Annotated in this window: 17 protein-coding genes; 3 read left to right on the top strand and 14 right to left on the bottom strand. The window is 73.1% G+C overall.

The features are described from left to right. The 8 genes from CS2_RS13330 to CS2_RS13365 form a co-directional block, all read right to left on the bottom strand. Positions 1-595 (bottom strand): dihydroxy-acid dehydratase domain-containing protein (locus tag CS2_RS13330; protein ID WP_174524308.1); only part of this gene is annotated, 595 nt, incomplete at its 3' end. Between the two features lie 173 nt (positions 596-768). Further along, positions 769-1,356, bottom strand: coding sequence for a VapC50 family PIN domain-containing toxin (locus tag CS2_RS13335; protein ID WP_070320359.1), 588 nt, complete (start codon positions 1,354-1,356; stop codon positions 769-771). Then, entirely contained in the window at positions 1,353-1,787 is a 435-nt protein-coding gene (locus CS2_RS13340) for a helix-turn-helix domain-containing protein (RefSeq protein WP_169798652.1), read from the bottom strand. Before CS2_RS13340 ends, CS2_RS13335 begins: the two co-directional genes overlap by 4 nt. 124 nt (positions 1,788-1,911) lie before the next feature. Continuing rightward, the gene (ilvD, locus tag CS2_RS13345; RefSeq protein WP_070320361.1) at positions 1,912-3,774 is read right to left on the bottom strand and encodes a dihydroxy-acid dehydratase; all 1,863 of its coding nucleotides are present in this window, start codon (positions 3,772-3,774) and stop codon (positions 1,912-1,914) included. A gap of 112 nt (positions 3,775-3,886) precedes the next feature. Beyond that, positions 3,887-6,166 carry a beta-xylosidase/alpha-l-arabinosidase gene (locus CS2_RS13350; protein WP_070320362.1) on the bottom strand — a complete coding sequence of 760 codons (2,280 nt, stop codon included), beginning with the start codon at positions 6,164-6,166 and terminating at the stop codon, positions 3,887-3,889. A gap of 126 nt (positions 6,167-6,292) precedes the next feature. Next, positions 6,293-7,171, bottom strand: coding sequence for a carbohydrate ABC transporter permease (locus tag CS2_RS13355; RefSeq protein ID WP_046527850.1), 879 nt, complete (start codon positions 7,169-7,171; stop codon positions 6,293-6,295). Further along, complete coding sequence (locus tag CS2_RS13360) at positions 7,171-8,181, bottom strand: carbohydrate ABC transporter permease (RefSeq protein WP_046527849.1); 1,011 nt, start codon at positions 8,179-8,181, stop codon at positions 7,171-7,173. The genes CS2_RS13355 and CS2_RS13360 overlap by 1 nt, the downstream gene beginning before the upstream one ends. Positions 8,182-8,194: 13 nt before the next feature. Further along, on the bottom strand, positions 8,195-9,484 hold the full coding sequence (locus CS2_RS13365; RefSeq protein WP_070320363.1) for an extracellular solute-binding protein: 1,290 nt from the start codon (positions 9,482-9,484) through the stop codon (positions 8,195-8,197). A gap of 218 nt (positions 9,485-9,702) precedes the next feature. Between CS2_RS13365 and CS2_RS13370 the strand changes: the two genes are divergently transcribed. After that, on the top strand, positions 9,703-10,725 hold the full coding sequence (locus tag CS2_RS13370) for a LacI family DNA-binding transcriptional regulator (RefSeq protein ID WP_046527848.1): 1,023 nt from the start codon (positions 9,703-9,705) through the stop codon (positions 10,723-10,725). Between the two features lie 13 nt (positions 10,726-10,738). Here the strand turns inward: CS2_RS13370 and CS2_RS13375 are convergent, their stop codons facing one another. After that, positions 10,739-12,280 (bottom strand): peptide MFS transporter, encoded by a 1,542-nt coding sequence (locus tag CS2_RS13375; protein ID WP_070320364.1) that lies wholly within the window; start codon positions 12,278-12,280, stop codon positions 10,739-10,741. Between the two features lie 114 nt (positions 12,281-12,394). On the opposite strand from CS2_RS13375, the gene CS2_RS13380 reads away from it, so the two are divergent. Next, complete coding sequence (locus CS2_RS13380; protein ID WP_070320367.1) at positions 12,395-13,774, top strand: cryptochrome/photolyase family protein; 1,380 nt, start codon at positions 12,395-12,397, stop codon at positions 13,772-13,774. Positions 13,775-13,823: 49 nt separating this feature from the next. On the opposite strand, the gene CS2_RS13385 is transcribed toward CS2_RS13380, so the two are convergent. The 5 genes from CS2_RS13385 to gatC all read right to left on the bottom strand — a co-directional run bounded on the left by CS2_RS13385 (position 13,824) and on the right by gatC (position 18,772). Continuing rightward, entirely contained in the window at positions 13,824-14,777 is a 954-nt protein-coding gene (locus tag CS2_RS13385) for a 2-hydroxyacid dehydrogenase (protein WP_226236447.1), read from the bottom strand. Then, positions 14,770-15,318: a GNAT family N-acetyltransferase gene (locus CS2_RS13390; protein ID WP_046527843.1), complete on the bottom strand. Its 549-nt coding sequence runs from the start codon at positions 15,316-15,318 to the stop codon at positions 14,770-14,772. Before CS2_RS13390 ends, CS2_RS13385 begins: the two co-directional genes overlap by 8 nt. A 130-nt stretch (positions 15,319-15,448) precedes the next feature. Then, complete coding sequence (gene gatB, locus CS2_RS13395; protein ID WP_046527842.1) at positions 15,449-16,957, bottom strand: Asp-tRNA(Asn)/Glu-tRNA(Gln) amidotransferase subunit GatB; 1,509 nt, start codon at positions 16,955-16,957, stop codon at positions 15,449-15,451. Beyond that, complete coding sequence (gatA, locus tag CS2_RS13400) at positions 16,957-18,474, bottom strand: Asp-tRNA(Asn)/Glu-tRNA(Gln) amidotransferase subunit GatA (RefSeq protein ID WP_070320366.1); 1,518 nt, start codon at positions 18,472-18,474, stop codon at positions 16,957-16,959. Before gatA ends, gatB begins: the two co-directional genes overlap by 1 nt. A 1-nt stretch (position 18,475) precedes the next feature. Beyond that, positions 18,476-18,772 (bottom strand): Asp-tRNA(Asn)/Glu-tRNA(Gln) amidotransferase subunit GatC, encoded by a 297-nt coding sequence (gatC, locus tag CS2_RS13405; RefSeq protein WP_046527840.1) that lies wholly within the window; start codon positions 18,770-18,772, stop codon positions 18,476-18,478. Between the two features lie 307 nt (positions 18,773-19,079). Between gatC and CS2_RS13410 the strand changes: the two genes are divergently transcribed. Continuing rightward, positions 19,080-22,129 (top strand): endo-1,4-beta-xylanase (locus CS2_RS13410; protein ID WP_156442136.1); only part of this gene is annotated, 3,050 nt, incomplete at its 3' end.

Consider the following 22,129-nt stretch of genomic DNA (forward strand, 5'->3'; position numbering starts at 1 on the left):
GCTCGATGCGGTCGACGTCCTCGCGGCTCATGAGCCCGCGTGCGCACGCACCGACGGCCTCGAACGCGTCGATGATCGTCACGTCCTTCTCGGTGCCGTCGGACAGCTTGACCCAGCCCGGCATGATCGAGCCCGCGTAGAGGAACACGCTCGCGAGGTCGAGGCGCGCGGCGGCCATGAGCATGCCGGGCAGCGACTTGTCGCACCCGGCCAGCAGCACGGACCCGTCGAGCCGCTCGGCCATCATCACGGTCTCGACGCTGTCGGCGATGATGTCGCGGCTCACGAGCGAGTAGTGCATGCCCTCGTGGCCCATCGAGATGCCGTCGGACACCGAGATGGTCCCGAACTCCAGCGGGTACCCGCCGCCCGCGTGCACGCCCGCCTTCACGGCCTTGGCGAGCCGGTCGAGCGACAGGTTGCACGGCGTGATCTCGTTCCACGAGCTCGCGACGCCGACCTGCGGCTTCGCGAAGTCCTCGTCCCCGAGCCCGACCGCGCGCAGCATGCCGCGCGCCGCCGTCGCCTCGAGCCCGTCGGTGACCTGCCGCGACCGCGGCTTGATGTCGATGGCGCCCTCGCCTGCACTCGTCATACGCCTGAGACTAAGCAGTCCCGTGCTGGGTGGCACGCGACGTCTGACGCGCGTGTCCCGGTCGTGCGACCGTCCGGCGGGCCGACCTCCGCGGCTGCGCGGACACGGAGCCAGCGGCTGTGCGCTGCGCGATCCAGGCCGACGACGCGCGTCCCGAGTGCGACCTCTCGTCGTCAGTCCCCACCGAGGTCACGCCCATGCGCGCACACCTCGGCGGCGCGCGCGAACCGCGGAACGGATCGCGCGAGCACGTCGAGGTACTCGTCGAGCGACCGGGGTGCCCTTCGGAACATCGCGCAGCGCGCCACCAGCGTCTCGGCCACACCCAACGGGTCCTCGAGAAGCAGCTCCTCGAGGCACTGGTCCGGCGTCAGGACGAGGACGCCGTGGCGTGCCAGACCATCGGCGGGAAACCCCGCACGATCCGAGGTCACCAGCACCGAGGCGCCACCGGCCAGAGCCGCAGCCTGGTGCGGCAGGTCGTCGTCGTCCACGCCCGAGGCGTCGGCCATCCGGGACCGCCAGTTCTCGCTGGTGACCTCGCCCTCAGGGAACGCGGCACGGAGCGCAGCCCACTGCGCCACGCGCGGCTTCACCGAGCCGGGCCCGTGCACCCGCGCCACCACCTCGAGGATCTCGTCGACGAGGTAGTCCGACCACAGCAGGTCGATCACCGAGTACGTGGCGAGGAACCCGAAGAGGTCACTCAGGTAGTAAGGGATGTGGGCGTTCGTGTCGACGTAGACCCGCGGACGCGTCATCGTGCCGTCTGCGCACCGTCCCGGAGCTCCGCGTCCCAGACGTCTTCCTCGAGCGCAACCTCGGCTGCTGCCGCGAGCGCGTTCTCAAGGGCTCGCCTGCGTGCACGGAACGCCATGACGTCGGCACGAGGGAGGCGTCGATGGCGGGAACCAGGCACGCGTCTCGCCGTCAGGTCGCCCTCGTCGACGAGCTTCAGCACCGTGTTGCGGGACACCCCGAGGAGCGCCGCGGCCTCGTTGGGCGTGACCTCGTCGACGTCGTCGACGACGTCCATCGCACGCCCATCGGCCGCGGCACCGATGACGCGTCGAACCACGTCGGCGACTCGCGCCGGGACCGAGGCGCGCGAACCGTCCGCTGCCACGAGCTCCACCTCGACCGAGGCTCCGTCGTGATCGCGCAGGAAGTTCTTGAGCGCCTCGATGTCCACGTCGTCGGGTCGGTCGAGGTGCGCGATCGCGGACTTGCGTGGCATGACGACCCGCCTTCTCATCTGCCCTATATGACTCGGAAGATCAGGCTACCTCGCGGCCCAAGTCCCAGCCAGACCACCGTCAGACCCGGCGGAGGCGGCTCACGTCGCGCACGGCCCCGCGGTCGGCGGACGTCGCCATCGCGGCGTACGCCTGCAGCGCGGGCGACACGTAGCGGTCGCGGTCGACCGGCTGCCACGGGTTCTCGCGCGCCTCCATCTTGGCGCGCCGCTCGGCGAGGACCTCGTCGGGCACGTTGACGCGGATGAGGCGCGTCTCGACGTCGATCTCGATCTCGTCGCCGTCCTCGATGAGGCCGATCGTGCCGCCCGCGGCGGCCTCGGGGCTGATGTGCCCCACCGAGATGCCCGACGACCCGCCCGAGAACCGGCCGTCGGTGATGAGCGCGCACATCTTGCCCAGGCCGCGGCCCTTGATGAACGACGTCGGGTACAGCATCTCCTGCATGCCGGGGCCGCCGGACGGGCCCTCGTACCGCACGACCACGACGTGGCCGGGCTCGACCTCCTTGCGCAGGATCTTCTCGACCGCCTCGTCCTGCGACTCGCACACCAGCGCGCGCCCCACGAAGTGGAAGACGTCGGGGTCGATGCCCGCGGTCTTGAGGATCGCGCCGTCCTGCGCGAGGTTGCCGCGCAGCACCGCGAGCCCGCCCTCGACCGTGTACGCGTGCGCGACGTCGCGGATGCAGCCGTTCGCGGCGTCGGTGTCGAGGGACTCCCACACGTTCGACGTCGAGAACGCCTGCGTCGTGCGGACGCCGCCGGGCGCGGCGTGGAACAGGTCGACCGCGCGCTGCGTGGCCTTGCCGCCGCGCACGTCCCAGTCGTCGAGCCACGCGCGGAGCGTCGGGGTGTGCACGCTCGTCACGTCGTGGTCGAGCAGGCCGGCGCGGTCGAGCTCGCCCAGTAGCGCGGGGATGCCGCCGGCGCGGTGCACGTCCTCCATGTGGAAGTCCGGGTGGTTCGGCGCGACCTTCGACAGGCACGGCACGCGACGGCTGAGCGCGTCGATGTCGTCGAGCGTGAAGTCGACCTCGGCCTCCTGCGCGGCGGCCAGGATGTGCAGCACGGTGTTGGTCGAGCCGCCCATCGCGACGTCGAGCGTCATCGCGTTCGAGAACGCCGCGCGGGTCGCGATCGACCGCGGCGCCGCGGTGTCGTCCTCGTCGTCGTAGTAGCGCCGCGCGAGGTCCACGATCGTGCGCCCCGCCTCGAGGAACAGCTCGCGGCGCGCGCTGTGCGTCGCGAGCGTCGAGCCGTTGCCGGGCAGCGACAGCCCGAGCGCCTCGGTCAGGCAGTTCATCGAGTTGGCGGTGAACATGCCCGAGCACGAGCCGCACGTGGGGCACGCGTTCTCCTCGACGCTCGCGAGCGCCGCGTCCGACACGTTGTCGTCCGCCGAGTAGTTGATCGCGTTGATGAGGTTGAGGTGCGTCTTCGCGACGCCGTCCGCGACGACGGCCTTGCCGGCCTCCATCGGCCCGCCGGACACGAAGATCACCGGGATGTTCAGCCGCAGCGCCGCGTTGAGCATGCCGGGCGTGATCTTGTCGCAGTTGGAGATGCACACCAGGGCGTCGGCGCAGTGCGCCTGCACCATGTACTCGACCGAGTCGGCGATGAGGTCGCGGCTGGGCAGCGAGTACAGCATGCCCGCGTGCCCCATCGCGATGCCGTCGTCGACCGCGATGGTGTTGAACTCCTTGGCGACGCCGCCGGCCTCCTGGATCGCCGACGCGACGAGGTCGCCCATGTCCTTGAGGTGCACGTGCCCCGGCACGAACTGCGTGTACGAGTTCGCGATCGCGACGATCGGCTTGCCGAAGTCCTCCGAACCCATGCCCGTGGCGCGCCAGAGCGCACGCGCTCCGGCCATGTTGCGACCGTGGGTCGAGGTACGTGAGCGCAGGGGACGGCTCATCGCGCAGTTCTCCTTCGGGGGCGGGCACCGTGCTGGTGCCCGCCCACCGTACGTCGGCCCTGGTGCGGGGCGTCCCGCGCGTCCGGCCTGTGATCCTCCGAGGGCCGGACGCTCAGACGGCGGTGACGTGCGTCCAGCGCGCGTCGTCCAGCGTCACGGCGTAGGTCTCCCCCGCGAGCTCGACGCTCGCCTCGACCTCGCGCTCGGCGCACGACGGCCCGACCCACACGCGCAGCTCGCCGGGCTCGACCACGCGGCGACCCGAGCGGTCCGTGAACGCCAGGCGCGCGGCGGGCACCGTGAGCTCGACGTCGACGCTCTGCCCGGGGGCGAGCTCGACGCGGTGGTAGCCGAGCAGCTGCGCGACGGGGCGCGTGACGCTCGCGACGACGTCGTGCCCGTACAGCTGCACGACGTCGGCGCCCGTGCGGCCGCCCGTGTTGGTGACGGTCACCGTGACGGCCAGGCCGCCGTCGGTGGTCGCGCCGGGCGCGACCCGCAGGTCGGTGTGCGTGAACGTCGTGTACGACAGCCCGTGCCCGAACGGCAGCGTGGGCACCGTGCTGAGGTTGGTGACGTCGCCGTCGCCGCCCAGCGCGGGGTGCAGGTACGTGTACGGCTGCGCCCCGGCCGAGCGCGGCATGCTGATCGGCAGCCGGCCCGACGGGTTGACGCGCCCGCTCAGCAGCCCCGCGATCGCGGTGCCGCCCTCCTCGCCCGGGAAGAACGCCTGCACGGCCGCGGCGCAGCGCCCCAGCGCCCAGTCCACGGCGTACGGGCGGCCCGTGAGCATGACGAGCACGACGGGGGTGCCGGTCGCGAGCACGGCCTCGACGAGCTCGCGCTGCACGCCCGGCAGCTCGAGGTCGTCGCGGTCGCAGCCCTCGCCGACCGTGCCGCGGCCGAACAGCGCCGCGTGGTCGCCGACCACGAGCACGGCGACGTCGGCGTCGGACGCGATCGCGACGGCCTCGTCGAAGCCCGAGCGGTCGTCGTCGTCGACCGCGCAGCCGCGCGCGTAGGTGATCTGCGCGGCGTGCTCGCGGCGCAGCGCCTCGAGCACCGTGGGCGACTCGATGCCCACGGGCACGTCCGGGTGGTGCGCGAGCACGTGGTTGAGGAACGAGTAGCAGCCGAACAGCGCGGCCGTGCGGTCGGCGTTGGGGCCGACGACGGCGATGCGTGCGTCGGGCGCGACGGGCAGCGTGCCGTCGTTCGTCAGCAGCACGAGCGACCGCTCGGCCAGCTGCGCGGCGATCTCGCGGTGCTCGGGGCTGTCGAGGTCGACCTCGGTGGGCGGCTCGTCGTCGAACCGCGCGTCGAGCAGGCCGAGCTCCTCCTTCTGCGCGAGCGCGCGCAGCACGGCGCGGTCGACGAGCGCCTCGTCGACCGTGCCGGAGCGCACGGCCTCGGCGAGCGGCGTGAGGTACGCGTCGCCCGTGGGCAGCTCGATGTCGACGCCCGCCGCGAGCGCCTGCCCGGCGGCGTCGCCGAGGTCGGCCGCGACGTGGTGCAGCAGGTGCAGGAAGGCGACGCCGAAGTAGTCGGCGACGACCGTGCCGTCGAAGCCCCACCGGTCGCGCAGCACGCCGGTGAGCAGCTCGGGGTTGGCGGCGACGGGCACGCCGTCGATCTCGGCGTAGGAGTGCATGACCGAGCGGACGCCGCCGTCGAGCACGGCCATCTCGAACGGCGGGAGGAGCACGTCGGCGACCTCGCGCGGCCCCGCGTGCACGGGCCCGAAGTTGCGGCCCGACTGCGACGCCGAGTAGCCGACGAAGTGCTTGAGCGTCGCGTGGACGCCCGTGGACTGCAGACCGCGCACGTACGACGTGCCGAGCGTGCCGACGAGGTACGGGTCCTCCGAGATGCACTCGTCGACGCGGCCCCACCGGGGGTCGCGGATGACGTCGAGCACGGGCGCGAGGCCCTGGTGGACCCCGAGCGTGCGCATCGAGCGGCCGATGACCTCGCCCATGCGGGTCACGAGGTCGGCGTCGAACGACGAGCCCCACGCCAGCGGCGTCGGGAAGGTGGCGGCACCCCAGGCCGACAGGCCCGTCAGGCACTCCTCGTGCACGAGCGCGGGGATGCCCAGGCGGGTCTCGTTGACGAACCAGCGCTGCTTGTCCCACAGCCAGCGCGCGCGCTCGACCGCGTCGATCGGACGCGTGCCGTACACGCGCGTGAGGTGGCCCAGCCCGTCCTTGATGACGTCGTCGAGGCCGCGCTCGACCTCGAACTCGCCCTGCAGCGGCGCGACGGCCTCGCCCTCGCTCTTCTCCCAGAAGCCCACGATCTGGGCGAGCTTCTCCTCGAGCGTCATGCGCTCCAGGAGGTCGCGGACGCGGGTGCTGGGCTGCGACGGTGCAGCCGTCTGGAGATCCGTCACGGATCCGACTCCTTCGGGACAGGGAGCGGCAGGCGGCCGCGACGCAGGTGTGACGCAGGTACGGGTGTGGAGCAGGTACGGGGCGGTGCCCGCGCACGTCGACCGTGCGCGGGCACCGCGGTGCGGTCAGCCCTTGACCGCGCCCGTCAGGCCGCCGACGATGCGGCGCTCGAACAGGCTGAAGAACACCAGGGCGGGGAGCATCGACAGCGACGTGAACGCCAGGACGCGCGCCGTGTCGACGGAGTGCTGCGACGCGAACGCCTGCACCCCGAGCGGCAGCGTGAACGCCGACTCGTCGTTGAGGATGAACAGCGGGAGCATGTAGCTGTTCCAGCTCGCGATGAACGCGAGGATGCCGACCGTGACGACGCCGGGCATCGACAGCGGCACGACCATCCGCCAGAAGAACGACAGCTTGCTGCACCCGTCGAGCAGCGAGGCCTCCTCGATCTCGTCGGGGATGGCCCGCAGGAACGGGACCAGGATGATGATCGTCGTCGGCAGCGCGAACGCGACCTGCGGCAGGATCACGCCCGCGAGCGAGTTCATGAGGCCGAGCTCGCGCACCAGGATGTACAGCGGCGTGATCGCGACCGTCATGGGGAACATCAGGCCCGCCGCGAACAGCGAGTACAGCGCGCCGCGGCCGCGGAACCGGTACCGCGCCAGCACGTAGCTCGCCGCGAGGCCGAGCGCGACGACGCCGAGCGTCGTGCTCAGCGCGGCGACGGCCGAGTTGAGCACCTGGGTCCAGAAGACGCTGCCGCCGAGGACGTCGAGGTAGTTGCTGACCTGCCACGGCGAGGGCAGACCGGACGGGTCGAGCGTGATCTGCGAGTTCGTGCGGAACCCGCCGAGCACGATGTAGACGACCGGCGCCAGGATCGCGGCGATCAGCAGGGCGGCGACGCCCCAGACCGCGGCGTCGCCGCGGCGACGGCTCGAGGTCTTGCTGACCGTCGTGGCGGTCGTGGCCGGACGGCGGATCGTGGTGGTCGCCATCAGCGCTTCCCTCCCGTGGTCGCGCCCTCGGTGTCGCGCCGCAGCACGAAGCGCTGGTAGATGAGCGCGACGATCAGCGAGATGACGAAGAGGACGACGGCGACGGCGTTGCCGTAGCCGAAGCTGCCGGCGTTCCGCCCGTTGACGACCATGTAGGTCGCCATGGTCGAGGTGCCCGCGGTCGAGGCCACGTACTGGCCCCAGACGATGTAGACGAGGTCGAACAGCTGCAGCGAGCCGATGATCGACAGGAACGCCCAGATGCGCAGCGTGGGGCCGAGCAGCGGGAGCGTGATGCGCCGCTGGACCTGCCAGTACGACGCGCCGTCGATCGCGGCCGCCTCCGAGAGCTCCTCGGGGATGCCCTGCAGACCGGCGAGGAAGAGGATGACGGCGAAGCCGACGTACTTCCACGTGATGATGATCATCAGGGTCCAGATGGCGATCTTCGGGTCCGACAGCCAGTCACGCTGCAGGCCCTCGAGCCCGAGCTTGCCCAGCAGGTCGTTCACCGCACCCGAGGTCTGGAGCATGAGGCTCCAGCCGGTGCCGACGACGACCTCGGAGATCACGTACGGCACGAAGATGAGGACCCGGATGACCGACTGGCCGCGCATCTTGCGGTTGAGCAGGAGCGCCAGGGCGATCGCGATCGGTCCCTGCATCACGAGCGACATCACCATGATGAAGGCGTTGTGCCGCAGCGCGTCGTGGAACGTCGGGTCGGTGAGGATCGTGACGTAGTTCCGCAGGCCGACGAAGTCGGTCGGCGGGCCGAAGCCCTGCCAGCTGAAGAACCCGTAGTACGCCGCCATGACGACGGGGAAGATGACGAAGGCCAGGAAGACGATCAGGGCCGGGCCGGCGAGCAGGGCGATCTCCGCCCGCATGCGCCAACCGATCCCGCGGGCCCGCCCCGCCGAGGGCGGCACGGTGACCGTGCCGCCCTCGGCTGCGAGACCCGTGGGCGAGCCCTGTGCGTCGCGCACGTTCTCGCTGATGGATGACATCGTGGACTCTGCCTCAGCCCTTCGCGGCAGCGTCGTTGACGGCCTTGACGATCGCCTCGGGCGAGCCCGAGCCGGCGAGCATGTCGACCACGCCGACGTTCAGCGCGTTGCCGACGTTCTGGCCGAACAGCGTGTCGAGCCAGACCGAGACGTAGGCCGCGTCGTTGTACGCCGCGAGGACGTCCTGCAGGGCCGGGTCGGTGACGACGCCCTGCGCCTCCTTGCTGGCGGGCAGCGTGACGAAGGCCTCGGCGTACTTCTCCTGGTACTCCTTCTGCATGTAGAAGTTCAGGAAGTCGGCGCACTCCTTGGGGGCCTTGACCCAGCAGGAGTTGCCGTCGACGCCACCCATCATGGCCGACGGGTCACCCTTGCCGCCCTCGACGGCCGGGAAGGGGAACCAGCGCAGGTCCGCGAGGGGCTCCTTGGTCGGCGTGAGGTCCTTGATCACGCCCGGGTCCCACGCGCCCATGAGCTCCATCGCCGCCTGGTGGTTGGCGATGAGACCGGCGGACGAGCCGGCGCCCTGCTGGGCCGACGTCGTGAGGTAGCCGTCGTTGAACGGCTCCGTCTCGGCGAAGTCCTGCAGGTCCTGACCGGCCTTGAGGAAGCAGTCGTCGTCGAAGCTGCGCGACTCGGCGGCCTGGTCGATCGCGTCCTTCGAGCACTCGCGCAGCGCGAAGAAGTAGTACCAGTGCGCGGCGGGCCACGCGTCCTTCGCGCCGAGCGCGACCGGGCTGGTGCCCGCGGCCTTGAGCTTGGAGACCGCGTCGTTGAGCGAGGCCATGTCGGTCGGCGTCTCGGTGACGCCGGCCTCCTTGAAGAGGTCCTCGCTGTAGTAGATGCCGCCGGGCAGGATCGACTGCGGCATGCCGTAGACCTTGCCGTCGACCGAGAGCGCGGAGAGCGCGCCGTCGCCGAGCGCGGACTTGACCTCGGGCGAGATCAGGTCGGTCAGGTCCATGACCTGACCGGCCTTGACGACGTCGGCGAGCTTGCCGCCACCGCGCGACATGAAGATGTCCGGCGCGTCGCCCGCGTTGAGCGCGGTCTGCAGCTTGCCGTCCATGTCCTCGTTCTGGACGACCTGGGCCTTGATCTTGACGCCGGGGTTGGCGTCCTCGAAGGCCTTGATGGTGTCGTCCCAGAACTTCTTGCCGTCACCCGTGGTGGAGTTGTGCCACAGCGTCATCGTGACGTCGCCGCCGTCGCTGCCGTCGCCGCTGTCCTGCGAGCACGCCGTGATGCCGGCGGCCAAGACGAACACCGCTGAGGTGAGCGCCAGGGTCTTCCTCACGTTCATGAACCCGTCCTCTTCGTCGAGTCGATCCCTGTAGGGACGCGCCCTGCTCGGTCGTCGACCTCGCGGGACACGCATCCTGCACCGACGGAACGGCCCCCTCGCCGGCCCTCGGCACCCGGTCGGTGGCGACGTCGCCGTCCCCGACCGGGCTTGACGCTGACGAGTCTGAACCGGCGTCCGGGTCGAAGTCAAACGATGTCGATAACGATATCGGCACGATGGCCTATGCTCACCGTGTGGAGCAGGTCACCCGCGTCAAGATGGCCGACGTCGCCCGGACGGCAGGGGTGTCGGTCGCGACCGTGTCGAAGGTCGTCAACGGCCGTTACGGCGTCTCGCAGGAGACCCTGGCGCGCGTGCAGCAGGTGATCGACGACCTCGGGTACGAGGCGAGCCTCGGCGCGCGGTCGCTGCGCAGCCACCGCACCAACGTGCTCGGGATCCTCGTCGCCGAGTTCGAGCCGTTCTCGACCGAGCTGCTCAAGGGCGCCGGCTCCGTGGTCGCCAGCACGGGCTACGAGCTGCTCGCGTACTCGGGCGGCGGGGGCGGCGAGGTCGGCTGGGAGCGCCGGTACCTGTCGCGGCTGTCCGGCACGCTCATCGACGGCGCCGTGATCGTCACGCCCACCGTGCTCGACACCTACCCGGGCGTCCCCGTGATCGCGATCGACCCCCACGCGGGCCCCTCGGGCCTGCCCACCGTCGACTCCGACAACCTCGCCGGCGGCGTCATGGCGACCGAGCACCTGATCTCGCTCGGCCACCGCCGCATCGCGCACCTCGGCGGCCGCACCGACCTCGACTCGGCTCGGCTGCGCGAGCAGGGCTTCCGCCAGGCCATGGCCGCGGCGGGCCTGCCCGTCGACGAGTCGCTCGTGCTGCCCGGCGGGTACCGCCGGCTCACGTCGGCGGCGCCCGCGCACGACCTGCTGGACCGGCCCGACCGACCCACTGCGGTGTTCGCCGCCAACGACCTGTCGGCGCTCGCCGTGCTCGACGCCGCGCGCGACCTCGGGCTGCGCGTGCCGCACGACGTGTCGGTCGTCGGCTTCGACAACGTCCCCGAGTCCGCGCTGAGCGAGCCGCCGCTCACCACGGTCGCGCAGCCGCTGCGCGAGATGGGCGCGACGGCGCTGCGGATGCTCGCCGACCTCGTCTCGGGCCGCGAGGTGCCGATGCACCTGCGGCTCGCCACCGAGCTGCACGTGCGCTCGACCACGGCTCCCCCGCCGCCCTTCTGACGGCGGCCCGGCCTCAGGACCGCGCGGCCACGTCCGCCTCGGACTCCGCGCCCTCGCGCACGTGCCGCGTCACCCACGGCGCGAGCGCGAGCATGACGCCCGCGACCGCGAGCGACACGACGCCGATGCCGCCGAAGAACGCGGTGCGGCTGACGCCCTCGGTCACGGTGATGAGCTGCGCCGTGACCGCCTGACCGGCCGCGGGGGCGAGGAACCACAACGCCATGGCCTGACCGCGGAAGGCCCGCGGCGCGAGCAGCGTGGTCGCCGCGAGGCCGACCGGCGACAGGCACAGCTCGCCGAGCGTCTGCACCACGTACACGACCACCAGCACCCACCAGGGCGAGCGCCCCTCGCCGGCGACCGCGGACGCGCCCGCGAGGAACAGGAAGCTCGACGCCGCGAGCGCGAGGCCGAGCGCGAACTTCACCGCGGTCGACGGGCGGTCGCCCAGTCGCACCCACAGCCACGCGAACACGGGCGCCAGCAGGATGATCGCCGCCGGGTTGACCGACTGGTAGAGCACGGGCGAGATCGTCACGCCCAGCACGTCGAGGTCGGTGTGGTCGCGCGCGTACTGCGACAGCGTGCTGGACGCCTGCTCGAAGATCATCCAGAACAGCGCGGCGGCGACGAACAGCGGCACGTACGCGGTGAGGCGCGACCGCTCGGGCGCGGTGACCTTCGGCGACCGGAACATCACGAGGAACATCACGACGGGCGCCGCGAGCGCGAGGTAGGACAGCGCGTCGATGACGACGTCGAGCGGCCCACCGCCCCCGGCGCCGACGAGCCACGCGACGACGCCCGCGGCCACGACCGCGAGCAGCACCAGCAGGCCCGTCCGCACGACCTGCGGGCGGTCGGCGGGCGTCAACGGGTTCGGCACGGCGTCACCGGCGCCGTGCAGCGCACGACGACCGAGCACGAAGGCCACGAGCGCGAGGGCCATGCCGACCGCGGCGACCGAGAACCCCGCGTGGTAGCCGCCGACCTCGCGCGCGGCCTGCACGAGGAACGGGGCCGTGAAGGACCCGATGTTGATGCCCATGTAGAAGATCGAGAACGCCGAGTCGCGGCGCGGGTCGTCGCGCGAGTAGAGCTCGCCGACCATGCTCGAGACGTTCGGCTTGAGCAGCCCCGTGCCGAGCGCGACGAGCACGATGCCGAGGTAGGCGGTGCCGGCCGACGGCAGCGCGAGGCTCACGTGCCCGGCGGCGATGACGACGCCGCCCCACAGCACCGAGCGCCGCGCGCCGATCACCCGGTCGGCGGCCCAGCCGCCCACGACCGTGACGAGGTAGACCGCCGACCCGTAGACCGCGACCAGCGCGGCGCCCGACGCGTCGTCGAGGCCGAGCCCTCCGTTCACGACCGTGTCGGTGAGGAAGTAGAAGAGGATCGCCCGCATGCCGTAGTAGCTGAACCGCTCCCACAGCTCGGTCGTGAACAGCGTGTACAGCCCCAGCGGGTGGCCCAGCAGGGTGCGCCCGCCGGCGACGGCCGCGCGCGGCCCCGGTGCGGCGCGACCCGGTTCGTCGGCGGTGTCGCTCATCCGGCCATCGTGGCGTGCCGTCACGACGGGTGCACATCGGCGACCGTCGTCGGCGCGCCGGGCACCGCGTCCGGCTCGCCGGGCGGCGCGCCGCCGCGCGGGTTAGCGTGCCGCGTGCCGACGATCTGCTGGTTCCGCCGCGACCTGCGGCTGTCCGACCACCCCGCGCTGGTCGCGGCCGTCGCGCAGGCGCGCGCGGCCGACGACGAGGTCGTGGCGCTCTACGTCGTGGACCCCGCGCTGTGGCGGTCGGCCGGCGCGCCGCGGCTCGCGTACCTCGCGGCGTCGCTGCGTGCGCTCGACGAGGCGACCGGCGGCCGGCTCGTGGTGCGGCACGGCCGCGCGGAGGAGGTCGTGCCGCGCGTCGCGCGCGAGACCGGCGCGACGTCGGTGCACGTCAGCGCGGCCACCGAGCCCTACGGGCGGCGGCGCGACGACGCGGTCGAGGCCGCGCTCGGTGCCGACGTGCGCCTGGTGCGCACGGGCTGCCCCTACGCGGTCGCGCCCGGGCGCCTGAGCACCGGGCAGGGCGGCCCGTACCGGGTGTTCACGCCGTTCCGGAACGCCTGGCTCGACCACGGCTGGCACGAGCCCGCGCCGCGCCCGCGCGACGTCCCGTGGGCGACGCTGCGCGGCGACGGCGTGCCCGACGCCCCCGCGACCGACGTGCGACTGCCGCGCGCCGGCGAGCGCGCGGCGCGCGAGCGGTGGCGCGCGTTCGTCCGCGACGACCTCGCGGGGTACGACGTCGACCGGGACCGCCCCGACCTCGACGTGACGTCGTGGATGTCGGTGCACCTCAAGTACGGCGAGATCCACCCGCGCACGGTCCTCGCGGACCTCGCCGAGGCCGGGCGCGGCGCGCGGGGCGCGCTCGCGACGTCGGTCGCGACGTACCGGTCGGAGATCGCGTGGCGCGAGTTCCACGCCGACGTGCTGTGGCACTCCCCGTCCGCCGCGCGCCGCTCGCTGCGCGAGGTCGTGCCCGCCGACGCGTGGGCCACCGGCCCCGAGGCCGACGACGCGTTCGCGGCGTGGGCGCAGGGCCGGACCGGCTACCCGCTGGTCGACGCCGGCATGCGCCAGCTGCGCGCGCTCGGCTGGGTGCACAACCGCGTGCGCATGGTCGTCGCGTCGTTCCTCGTCAAGGACCTGCACGTCGAGTGGCAGCGCGGCGCCGACCACTTCATGGCGTGGCTCGTCGACGGCGACGTGCCGCAGAACCAGCTCAACTGGCAGTGGGTGGCCGGCACCGGACGCGACGCGGCACCGTACTTCCGCGTGTTCAACCCGGTGACGCAGGGCCTGAAGTTCGACCCGTCGGGCGACTACGTGCGCCGGTGGGTGCCCGAGCTGCGCGACGTGCCGGGCGCCGCCGTGCACGAGCCGTGGAGGCTGCCCGACGGCCCTCCCCACGGCTACCCCGCGCGCATGGTCGACCACAAGCACGAGCGGGAGGTCGCGCTGCGCGACCACGCCCGCCGGCCCGGCTGAGCGGGTCCGCCGCACGCCCGTCGCCGCGTGCCGGCGCCGGGCTCGCGCGTCAGGTGCGCGCGACCTCGTTGACCGGGGGCTCCCCCGCGAGCAGCGCCTCGAGCTGACGCCGCACGAGCGCGGCGACGCGCGGGAACGTCGCGTCGGTGTTGCCGCCCTGGTGCGCGGTCACCAGCAGGTTCGGCGCGTGCCACAGCGGGTGGTCGGGCGGCAGCGGCTCGGGGTCGGTGACGTCGAGCGCGGCGCGCAGCCGGCCCGCCGTGAGCTCGGCCAGCAGCGCGTCGGTGTCGACGACCTTGCCGCGTGCCACGTTGACCACCACGGCGCCGTCCTTCAGCCGCGCGAGCGCCGCGGCGTCGAGCAGGTGGTACGACGTGCGGGACAACGGGATCGCGAGCACCACGACGTCCGCGTCGGGCAGCAGGTCCGGCAGCTCGTCGACGCCGTGCACGTGCCCGTCGGCGTCGTCGCGCGCGGTCGAGGCGACGCGCACGAGGTCGACCTCGAAGGGCCGGAACCGGGCGACGATCGCCCGGCCCACCGACCCCTGCCCGACGACGACCACCCGCCGGTCCGCGAGCGACGGCCCGAACGGGTTGTCCCACCGCCCGTCCGCCATCGCGCGCACCGCGCGCGGCAGGTCGCGCTGGACCGCGAGCGTGAGGCCGACGGCCAGCTCGGCCGTGCCCGCGTCGTGCACGCCGCGGCCGTTGCACAGCACGACGCCCGGCGGCAGGTGCGGCAGCGCGTGCTCGTACCCCGCGCTCGGCAGCTGCACGTACCGCAGCCGCGGCAGGTCGCGCAGCACGTCGAACCCGCCGGGCCGCACGAAGTAGTGCGGGATCACGACGAGGTCGACCGCCGCGGCCGTCGCGGGGTCGAGCGGGCCCGCCAGGTCCCAGCGGACCAGCCGGAGCCCGCCCGCGTGCGCGGCGGCGACGTCGGCGAGGCGCGCCAGCAGGTCGTCGTCCGGCACGGTCGCCGTGAGCACCCGGTCAGCCACCGATGCGCCCCGCGCGGTACTCGTCCTCGAGCATCGACATGACGACCGCGTCGCACCAGCCGTCGCCGTCGCGGTACGCGTCGCGGCGGCGCCCCTCGACCCGGAAGCCGATGTTCTCGTACAGCGACACCGCGCGCGTGTTGATGCTCAGCGCCTCGAGCTCGACCCGGTGCAGCCCGAGGCCCTCGAACGCGAACTCGAGCACCAGCTCGATGGCCTCGGTGCCGTAGCCGCGACCGCGGTAGAGCGGGCGCATCGACAGGCGCAGGCTCGCGCAGCGCACGTCCTCGTCGACGTCCGAGAGCACGATCTCGCCCCGGAACTCGTCGTCGCCGTCGACGGTGACCGCGAAGTCGTACCGCCCCTGCGCGGCCTCACGGCTCGCGCACCACGCGTCGACCTCGGCGCGCGCGAACGTGCGCGTCGTGCCCGTGAGGCGGTTGCCCTCGGCGTCGTCGAGCATGTCCCACATCGCGTCGGCGTCGTCGGCGCGCACCGGGCGCAGCACGATCATCTCGCCCTGGAGCGTCGGCTTCTGCATGGCACCTCCCGTCGCGGCCCGGTCACGGTGGCCGGGCGCTGCACGCACGTGCCCCGCGGCGCGCGTCGGATCGTACGGGCCCCGTGTGACCGAGGTGTTGCGTCCCGACCCGCGCCGCGGGGTGTGGCCGTCAGCCCTGCACGCGCTCCAGCACGAGCTCGCGGACGCGGCCGGCGTCGGCCTGCCCGCGGGTCGCCTTCATGACCGCGCCGATGATCGCCCCGACCGGCCCGAGGTTGCCCGAGCGGATCTTGTCGGCGATGTCGGGCTGCGCCGCGAGCGCCGCGTCGATGGCCTCGAGCAGCGGGCCGTCGTCCGACACGACCTCGAGACCGCGTGCGACGACGACCTGCTCGGGGTCGCCCTCACCGGCCAGCACACCCTCGAGCACCTGGCGCGCGAGCTTGTCGTTGATCCGCCCGGCGTCGACGAGCTGCTGCAGCGCGCCGATCTGCGCGGGCGTGATCGGCAGGTCCGCGAGCTCGACCTCCTGCTGCTTGGCCGTACGGGCGAGCTCGCCCATCCACCACTTGCGCGCCGCGGCCGGGCTCGCGCCCGCCGCGACCGTCGCCTCGATGAGCTCGACGGCACCCGCGTTGACGACGTCGCGCATCTCGGCGTCGGCGTAGCCCCACTCGCCCTGCAGCCGGCGGCGGCGCGCCTGCGGCAGCTCGGGCAGCGCGGCGCGGATCTCCTCGACCCACGCACGGTCCGGCACGACCGGCACGAGGTCCGGCTCGGGGAAGTAGCGGTAGTCCTCGGCGTCGGACTTCACGCGTCCGGCCGTCGTGATGCCGGTGTCCTCGTGCCAGTGCCGCGTCTCCTGGACGATGGCACCGCCCGCGTCGAGCACGGCCGCCTGGCGGCCGATCTCGTAGCGGACCGCGCGCTCGACCGAGCGGAACGAGTTGACGTTCTTGGTCTCGGTGCGGGTGCCGAGCGGGGACTGCGGGGTCGCGCGCAGCGACACGTTCACGTCGGCGCGCACGTTGCCGCGCTCCATGCGGGCCTCGGACACGCCGAGGGCGCGGAACAGGTCGCGCAGCGTCTGCACGTAGGCGCGCGCGACCTCGGGGGCCCGCTCGCCCGCACCCGTGATGGGCCGCGTGACGATCTCCACGAGGGGCACGCCCGCGCGGTTGTAGTCGACCAGCGAGTACTCGGCGCCGTGGATGCGCCCGGTGGCGCCGCCGACGTGCGTGTTCTTGCCGGCGTCCTCCTCCATGTGCGCGCGCTCGATCTCGACGCGGAACGTCGTGCCGTCCTCGAGCTCGACGTCCACGTACCCGTCGTGCGCGATCGGCTCGTCGTACTGCGACGTCTGGAAGTTCTTCGGCACGTCCGGGTAGAAGTAGTTCTTCCGTGCGAACCGGCAGGACTGCGCGATCTCGCAGTTCAGCGCCAGGCCGATGCGGATCGCGTACTCCACCGCGGTGCCGTTGACCGCGGGCAGCGCGCCCGGAAGGCCGAGGCTCACGGGCGTGATCTGCGTGTTCGGCTCCTCGCCGAACGACTGCTCGGCGCCGTCGAACATCTTGGTGCGGGTGCCGAGCTCGACGTGCACCTCGATGCCGATGACCGGGTCGAACCGGGCCACCGCGTCGTCGTAGTCGACCAGGTCGACGTTCGTCGTCGTCATCAGGCTGCCCCTCCGGCCAGCTCGGGGGCGCGGCCCAGGAGCGGGCCCTCCCAGCTCGTCTCCAGCAGCTGCTCGAGCGTGGCGCCCACGCGGTACAGGCGGGCGTCCTCACGGGCCGGGGCCAGGATCTGGAACCCGACCGGCAGCCCGTCGTCCGACAGGCCGTTCGGCAGCGACATGCCCGGCACGCCCGCGAGGTTCGCGGGGATCGTCGCGACGTCGTTGAGGTACATCGCGAGCGGGTCGTCGAGCTTCTCGCCCAGCTTGAACGCCGTGGTCGGCGCGGTCGGCGAGACCAGCACGTCGGCCTGCTCGAACGCGGCGTCGAAGTCGCGCTGGATGAGCGTGCGGACCTTCTGCGCCGAGCCGTAGTAGGCGTCGTAGTAGCCCGCGCTCAGCGCGTAGGTGCCGAGGATGATGCGGCGCTTGACCTCGTCGCCGAAGCCCTGGCCGCGGGTCGCGGCCATGACGCGCTCGGCGGTCACGGGCCCCTCGGACGGCTCGACGCGCAGGCCGAAGCGCATACCGTCGAACTTCGCGAGGTTGCTCGACGCCTCGGCGGGCAGGATCAGGTAGTACGCGGCGAGCGCGTACGTGAAGTGCGGGCAGGAGACCTCGACGACCTCGGCGCCCGCCGACCGCAGCGCGTCGAGGGACTCCTCGAACCGCGCGAGGACGCCGGGCTGGTAGCCCTCGCCCTGCAGCTCGCGCACGACGCCGACCTTGAGGCCGCGCAGGTCGCCCGACGCGCCCTCGCGGGCCGCCGCGACGTAGCCCGTCGCGGGGTCGGGCAGCGACGTCGAGTCGCGCGGGTCGTGCCCGCCGATCAGCTCGTGCAGCAGCGCCGCGTCGAGCACCGTGCGCGTGCACGGCCCGGCCTGGTCGAGGCTGCTGGCCAGCGCGATCAGCCCGTACCGCGACACGCTGCCGTACGTGGGCTTGACGCCGACCGTGCCCGTGACGGCCGCGGGCTGCCGGATCGAGCCGCCCGTGTCGGTGCCGATCGCGAGCGGCGCCTCGTACGCGGCGACGGCCGCGGCGGACCCGCCGCCCGAGCCGCCGGGGATCCGCTCGAGGTCCCACGGGTTGTGCGTGTTGCCGTACGCCGAGTGCTCGGTCGACGACCCCATGGCGAACTCGTCCATGTTGGTCTTGCCGAGGACCGGCAGGCCGGCGGCCTTGATGCGCTCGACGAGCGTCGCGTCGTAGGGCGGCACCCAGCCCTCGAGGATGCGCGAGCCGGCCGTGGTCGGCAGCCCGCGGGTCACGACCACGTCCTTGACGGCGATCGGGACGCCCGCGAGCGCGTGCAGGTCGTCGCCCGCGGCGCGGCGCGCGTCGACGTCGGCGGCGGTCGCGAGGGCCTCGTCGGCCGCGACGTGCAGATAGGCGTGGACGGCGGGCTCGACGGCCGCGATCCGGTCGAGGTGCGCCTGCGTCGCCTCGACGCTCGTCACCTCGCGCGCGGTCAGGCGGTCGGCCAGCTCGGCGGCGGTCAGGCGGGTCAGGTCGGTCACGTCACTCCTCCCCGAGGATCTGCGGGACGAGGAACTTGCCGTCCTGCGCGGCGGGCGCCTGCGCGAGCACCTCGTCGCGGTCGAGCGGCGCGACGGGCTCGTCGGCGCGGAACACGTTGGACAGCGGCAGCGGGTGGCTCGTGGCCGGCACGTCCGGGGTGGCGACCTCGGACACGCGGGCGACGGACTCGACGATGACGTCGAGCTCGCCCGCCAGCCGGTCGGTCTCGGCCGGTGTCAGGTCGATCCGGGCGAGCGCGGCGACGCGCGCGACCTCGTCGCGGGAGAGGGTGGACATGGCCTGGAGTCTAGACGTGGTGGGTCCCCCCGCCGCCGGTCCGTCGCGTCGCGGCGCGTGGGCCTGCGCCGCCGGACGCGCCGTGGGGCGTGCAGACGTGTCATGTCGCCTGTGACGGCTCAGACCCCCGCAAACCGGGCGTCGGCATGCCCCGAAAGGGTCATTGTCGCTGGTCAACGCGTCTCGATAACGTTCTCGATAACGTTCCCCACCGATCCCGGGCGCACCGGCGCGCCCGCCGGGGTGAGGAGCGGCACGTCCCCGACACGGCACCGCAGCCGCGTCGGCATGCACGCGAAGGAGCGACATGCACGCACCCGCCCAGGGGCGACGGCACCGGCGCGCGATCGGAGGTGCGGCGGCCGCCACGGCCCTCGTGCTCACCGGTCTCGTGGCACCACCCGGCGCCGTTGCCGCCGACACCGGCACCGTCCCGTACACCGTGATGTTCAACAACTTCGAGAGCAGCGTCGGCAGCCGGGCACCCGCCTGGTCCGCGCTCGACGTCGCGGGCCCCTCGGGCACGCCGGCCGCCACGTCCTTCTCGACCACCGACGTGCGCACGCGCGTCAGCCACGCGCGCAGCCTCCGCGTCGCCGCGCGCGACCACGTCGGCGACGGCGCCCAGATGCCGATCCCGGCGACCCTGCTCACGGCCGGGCAGACCTACACGATCTCCGTGTGGGTGCACGTCGCCGAGGGCTCGACCCCCGTGGCCGCCGGCACGCCGCTCACCGCGCGCGTCGCCGTCGGCGGCACCGCGCTGCCCGCCGCCGCGGGCACGGACCTCGTCCTCCAGCCCGGCGTCTGGAAGCGCGTCGCCGTCACCTACACGCACACCGCCGGCGCGACCCCGCTCACGGTGTCGATCGACAACACCACGGGCACGTTCTACCTCGACGACGCCATGGTCTCCGGCCAGCGGGTCGGCGACCCCGTGCCCGCCACCGGGACCCTCAAGAACACCCTGGGCTACCCCGTCGGCGTCGCCGTCGAGCGCCGCTCGACCCTCGTCGGCACCGAGCCCGAGCAGGTCCTCAGCGCGCAGTTCGACCAGGTCACGCCCGAGAACGCCATGAAGCCCGAGTCCTGGTACGGCGCCGACGGCAAGTTCGCCGGCTCGCCCGGCGCCGAGATGACCTCCAACGAGGGCGCCGACGCGCTCATGGACTGGGCCAAGCGCAACGACGGCCGCGTCTACGGGCACGTGCTCGTGTGGCACGGGCAGAACCCCGGCTGGTTCTTCCAGGACGGCAACGGCCAGCCGCTCGACGCCGCGGCGCTGAGCGCACGCATGCGCACGCACATCTTCGACGTCGCCGAGTACCTGTCGGACCGGTACGGCCCGTTCGGCTCGCCCGGCAACCCGCTCGCGGCGTTCGACGTCGTCAACGAGGTCATCGCCGACAGCGCGTCGACCGCGTCGAACGGCATGCGCACCAGCACGTGGTTCAACACGCTCGGCGAGCAGTTCGTCGACCAGGCGTTCCGCGACGCGGACGAGGCGTTCAACGACGTCTACGCCGCCCCCGGCAGCGACCGCCCGGTCAAGCTCTTCATCAACGACTACGGCACCGAGGGCGGTGACGCCGCCGGGTCCAAGCTCAACCGCTACTACGACCTCGTGCAGCGGCTGATCGCGCGCGACGTGCCGATCGACGGCGTCGGGCACCAGTACCACGTCAACCTCAACACCCCGACCGCGAACCTGCGCACGGGTCTCGAGAAGTTCACCGCCACCGGGCTGCAGCTCGCGGTCACCGAGTTCGACGTGACCACCGGCTACCCGCAGACGGAGCGCCTGGCGATCCGGCAGGGGCAGTACTACCGGACCGCGTTCGACATCTTCAACGCGTACGACCGCGCCAACCCCGACCGCCTGTTCTCGGTCACGGTGTGGGGCCTCAACGACGCGGGGTCGTGGCTGTACTACGACGGCGCGCCGCTGATGTTCGACGACTACCTCAACCCGAAGTGGTCGCTCGTCGGCGCCCTGGGCGGCGACGTGCCCGCCGAGCCGAAGGCGATGACGGTGTTCGGCGGCGAGGTCGACCTCGACGCGCCGCGCGTCACGAGCGACCCGCAGTGGCAGCTCGTCGCGCCCGCCGCGGTCGGCGACCACGCGCGGTTCGCGCTGCGGTGGTCCCCCGACACGCTGACGGCGTACGTCGACGTGACCGACGCGAGCGTCGAGGCGACCGACGCCGTCACGTTCCGCGTCGGCGCGCAGCGGTACACGTTCGCGCGGTCCGGCGAGGGTGACGTGCCGGGTGCCGTCACGCAGCGCGCCGACGGCTGGACGGCCGTCGTGCAGCTGCCGCTGACCGGTGCGGCCGAGGGCGGCACCGTGCCGTTCGACGTCGCCGTGACGGACGGTGCCACGACCGCGGGGTGGAACGCCCCGGGGATCCTCGGCGAGCTCACGCTGCGCGAGCCGCTGTCGCACGTCGACGTGCTCCAGGTCGACGCTCCCCCGGCGGTCGACGCCGAGGTCGACGACCTGTGGGCGGCGGCCCCCGTGGTCCGCACCGACAAGGTCACGCAGGGCAGCGCGGCGGCGGCCTACGCCGACGTGCGCACGGTGTGGTCGGGCGACGGCTCGTCGTTCTTCCTGCTGGCCGAGGTCACCGACCCGCAGGTCAGCCTCGCGCCGAACAACGCGTGGGAGAAGGACTCGCTCGAGATCTTCGTCGACCCGGGCAACGCCAAGAACGGCGCGTACCGCGCCGACGACGTCCAGATCCGCATCGCGGCCGACAACGCGGTCTCGAGCGGCGCGGGCCGCGTCGTGGCGTCCGCCACCCGGCAGACGGACACGGGCTACGTGGTCGAGGCGGAGATCAGCCTCCTCGCGGCGGGCGGGCCCGGCACGCTCCACGGCCTGGACTTCCAGGTCAACGACGCGACCGGCAACGCCCGCACGGGCGTCAAGGCGTGGGCCGACCCGACCGGCCAGGGCTACCAGAACACGGCCCGCTGGGGCGTCGCACGGCTCGCCGAGCGACGCACGCCGGCCCTCGCGCTCGGGACCGACGAGGTGCGGGCGGGCGGCGACGTCACCGTGACGGCGACCGGGTTCCCGGCACGCGCCACGGTCGAGCTGCAGCTCGTCGCGGCGACGTCGGGTGCGGCACGCGCCGCGGCCGACCCCGTCGCGCTCGGCACGGTCGAGGTCGCGGCGGACGGGGTCGCGGAGACCACGGTCACCGTGCCCGCGTCGGTCGCCGCCGGTGACTACCGGGTCGCGGCCGTGACCGCCGACGAGACCCTCGCCACGGCGGACCTGCGGGTCGTCGCGGCGGCGGTCGAGCCGACGCCCGAGCCGACGCCCGAGCCGACGCCCGACCCGACCGGCTC

The sequence above is a fragment of the Cellulomonas iranensis NBRC 101100 = JCM 18110 genome (genome assembly GCF_001552375.1).
Taxonomy (GTDB): domain Bacteria; phylum Actinomycetota; class Actinomycetes; order Actinomycetales; family Cellulomonadaceae; genus Cellulomonas; species Cellulomonas iranensis.

What these genes read in the sequence shown, in the direction of transcription:
- CS2_RS13335 (WP_070320359.1), bottom strand. Translation starts at nt 1,356, where the DNA reads ATGACGCGTCCGCGGGTCTACGTCGACACGAACGCCCACATCCCTTAC.
- ilvD (WP_070320361.1), bottom strand. Translation starts at nt 3,774, where the DNA reads ATGAGCCGTCCCCTGCGCTCACGTACCTCGACCCACGGTCGCAACATG.
- CS2_RS13355 (WP_046527850.1), bottom strand. Translation starts at nt 7,171, where the DNA reads ATGGCGACCACCACGATCCGCCGTCCGGCCACGACCGCCACGACGGTC.
- CS2_RS13360 (WP_046527849.1), bottom strand. Translation starts at nt 8,181, where the DNA reads ATGTCATCCATCAGCGAGAACGTGCGCGACGCACAGGGCTCGCCCACG.
- CS2_RS13365 (WP_070320363.1), bottom strand. Translation starts at nt 9,484, where the DNA reads ATGAACGTGAGGAAGACCCTGGCGCTCACCTCAGCGGTGTTCGTCTTG.
- CS2_RS13370 (WP_046527848.1), top strand. Translation starts at nt 9,703, where the DNA reads ATGGCCTATGCTCACCGTGTGGAGCAGGTCACCCGCGTCAAGATGGCC.
- CS2_RS13375 (WP_070320364.1), bottom strand. Translation starts at nt 12,280, where the DNA reads ATGAGCGACACCGCCGACGAACCGGGTCGCGCCGCACCGGGGCCGCGC.
- CS2_RS13390 (WP_046527843.1), bottom strand. Translation starts at nt 15,318, where the DNA reads ATGCAGAAGCCGACGCTCCAGGGCGAGATGATCGTGCTGCGCCCGGTG.
- gatB (WP_046527842.1), bottom strand. Translation starts at nt 16,957, where the DNA reads ATGACGACGACGAACGTCGACCTGGTCGACTACGACGACGCGGTGGCC.
- gatC (WP_046527840.1), bottom strand. Translation starts at nt 18,772, where the DNA reads ATGTCCACCCTCTCCCGCGACGAGGTCGCGCGCGTCGCCGCGCTCGCC.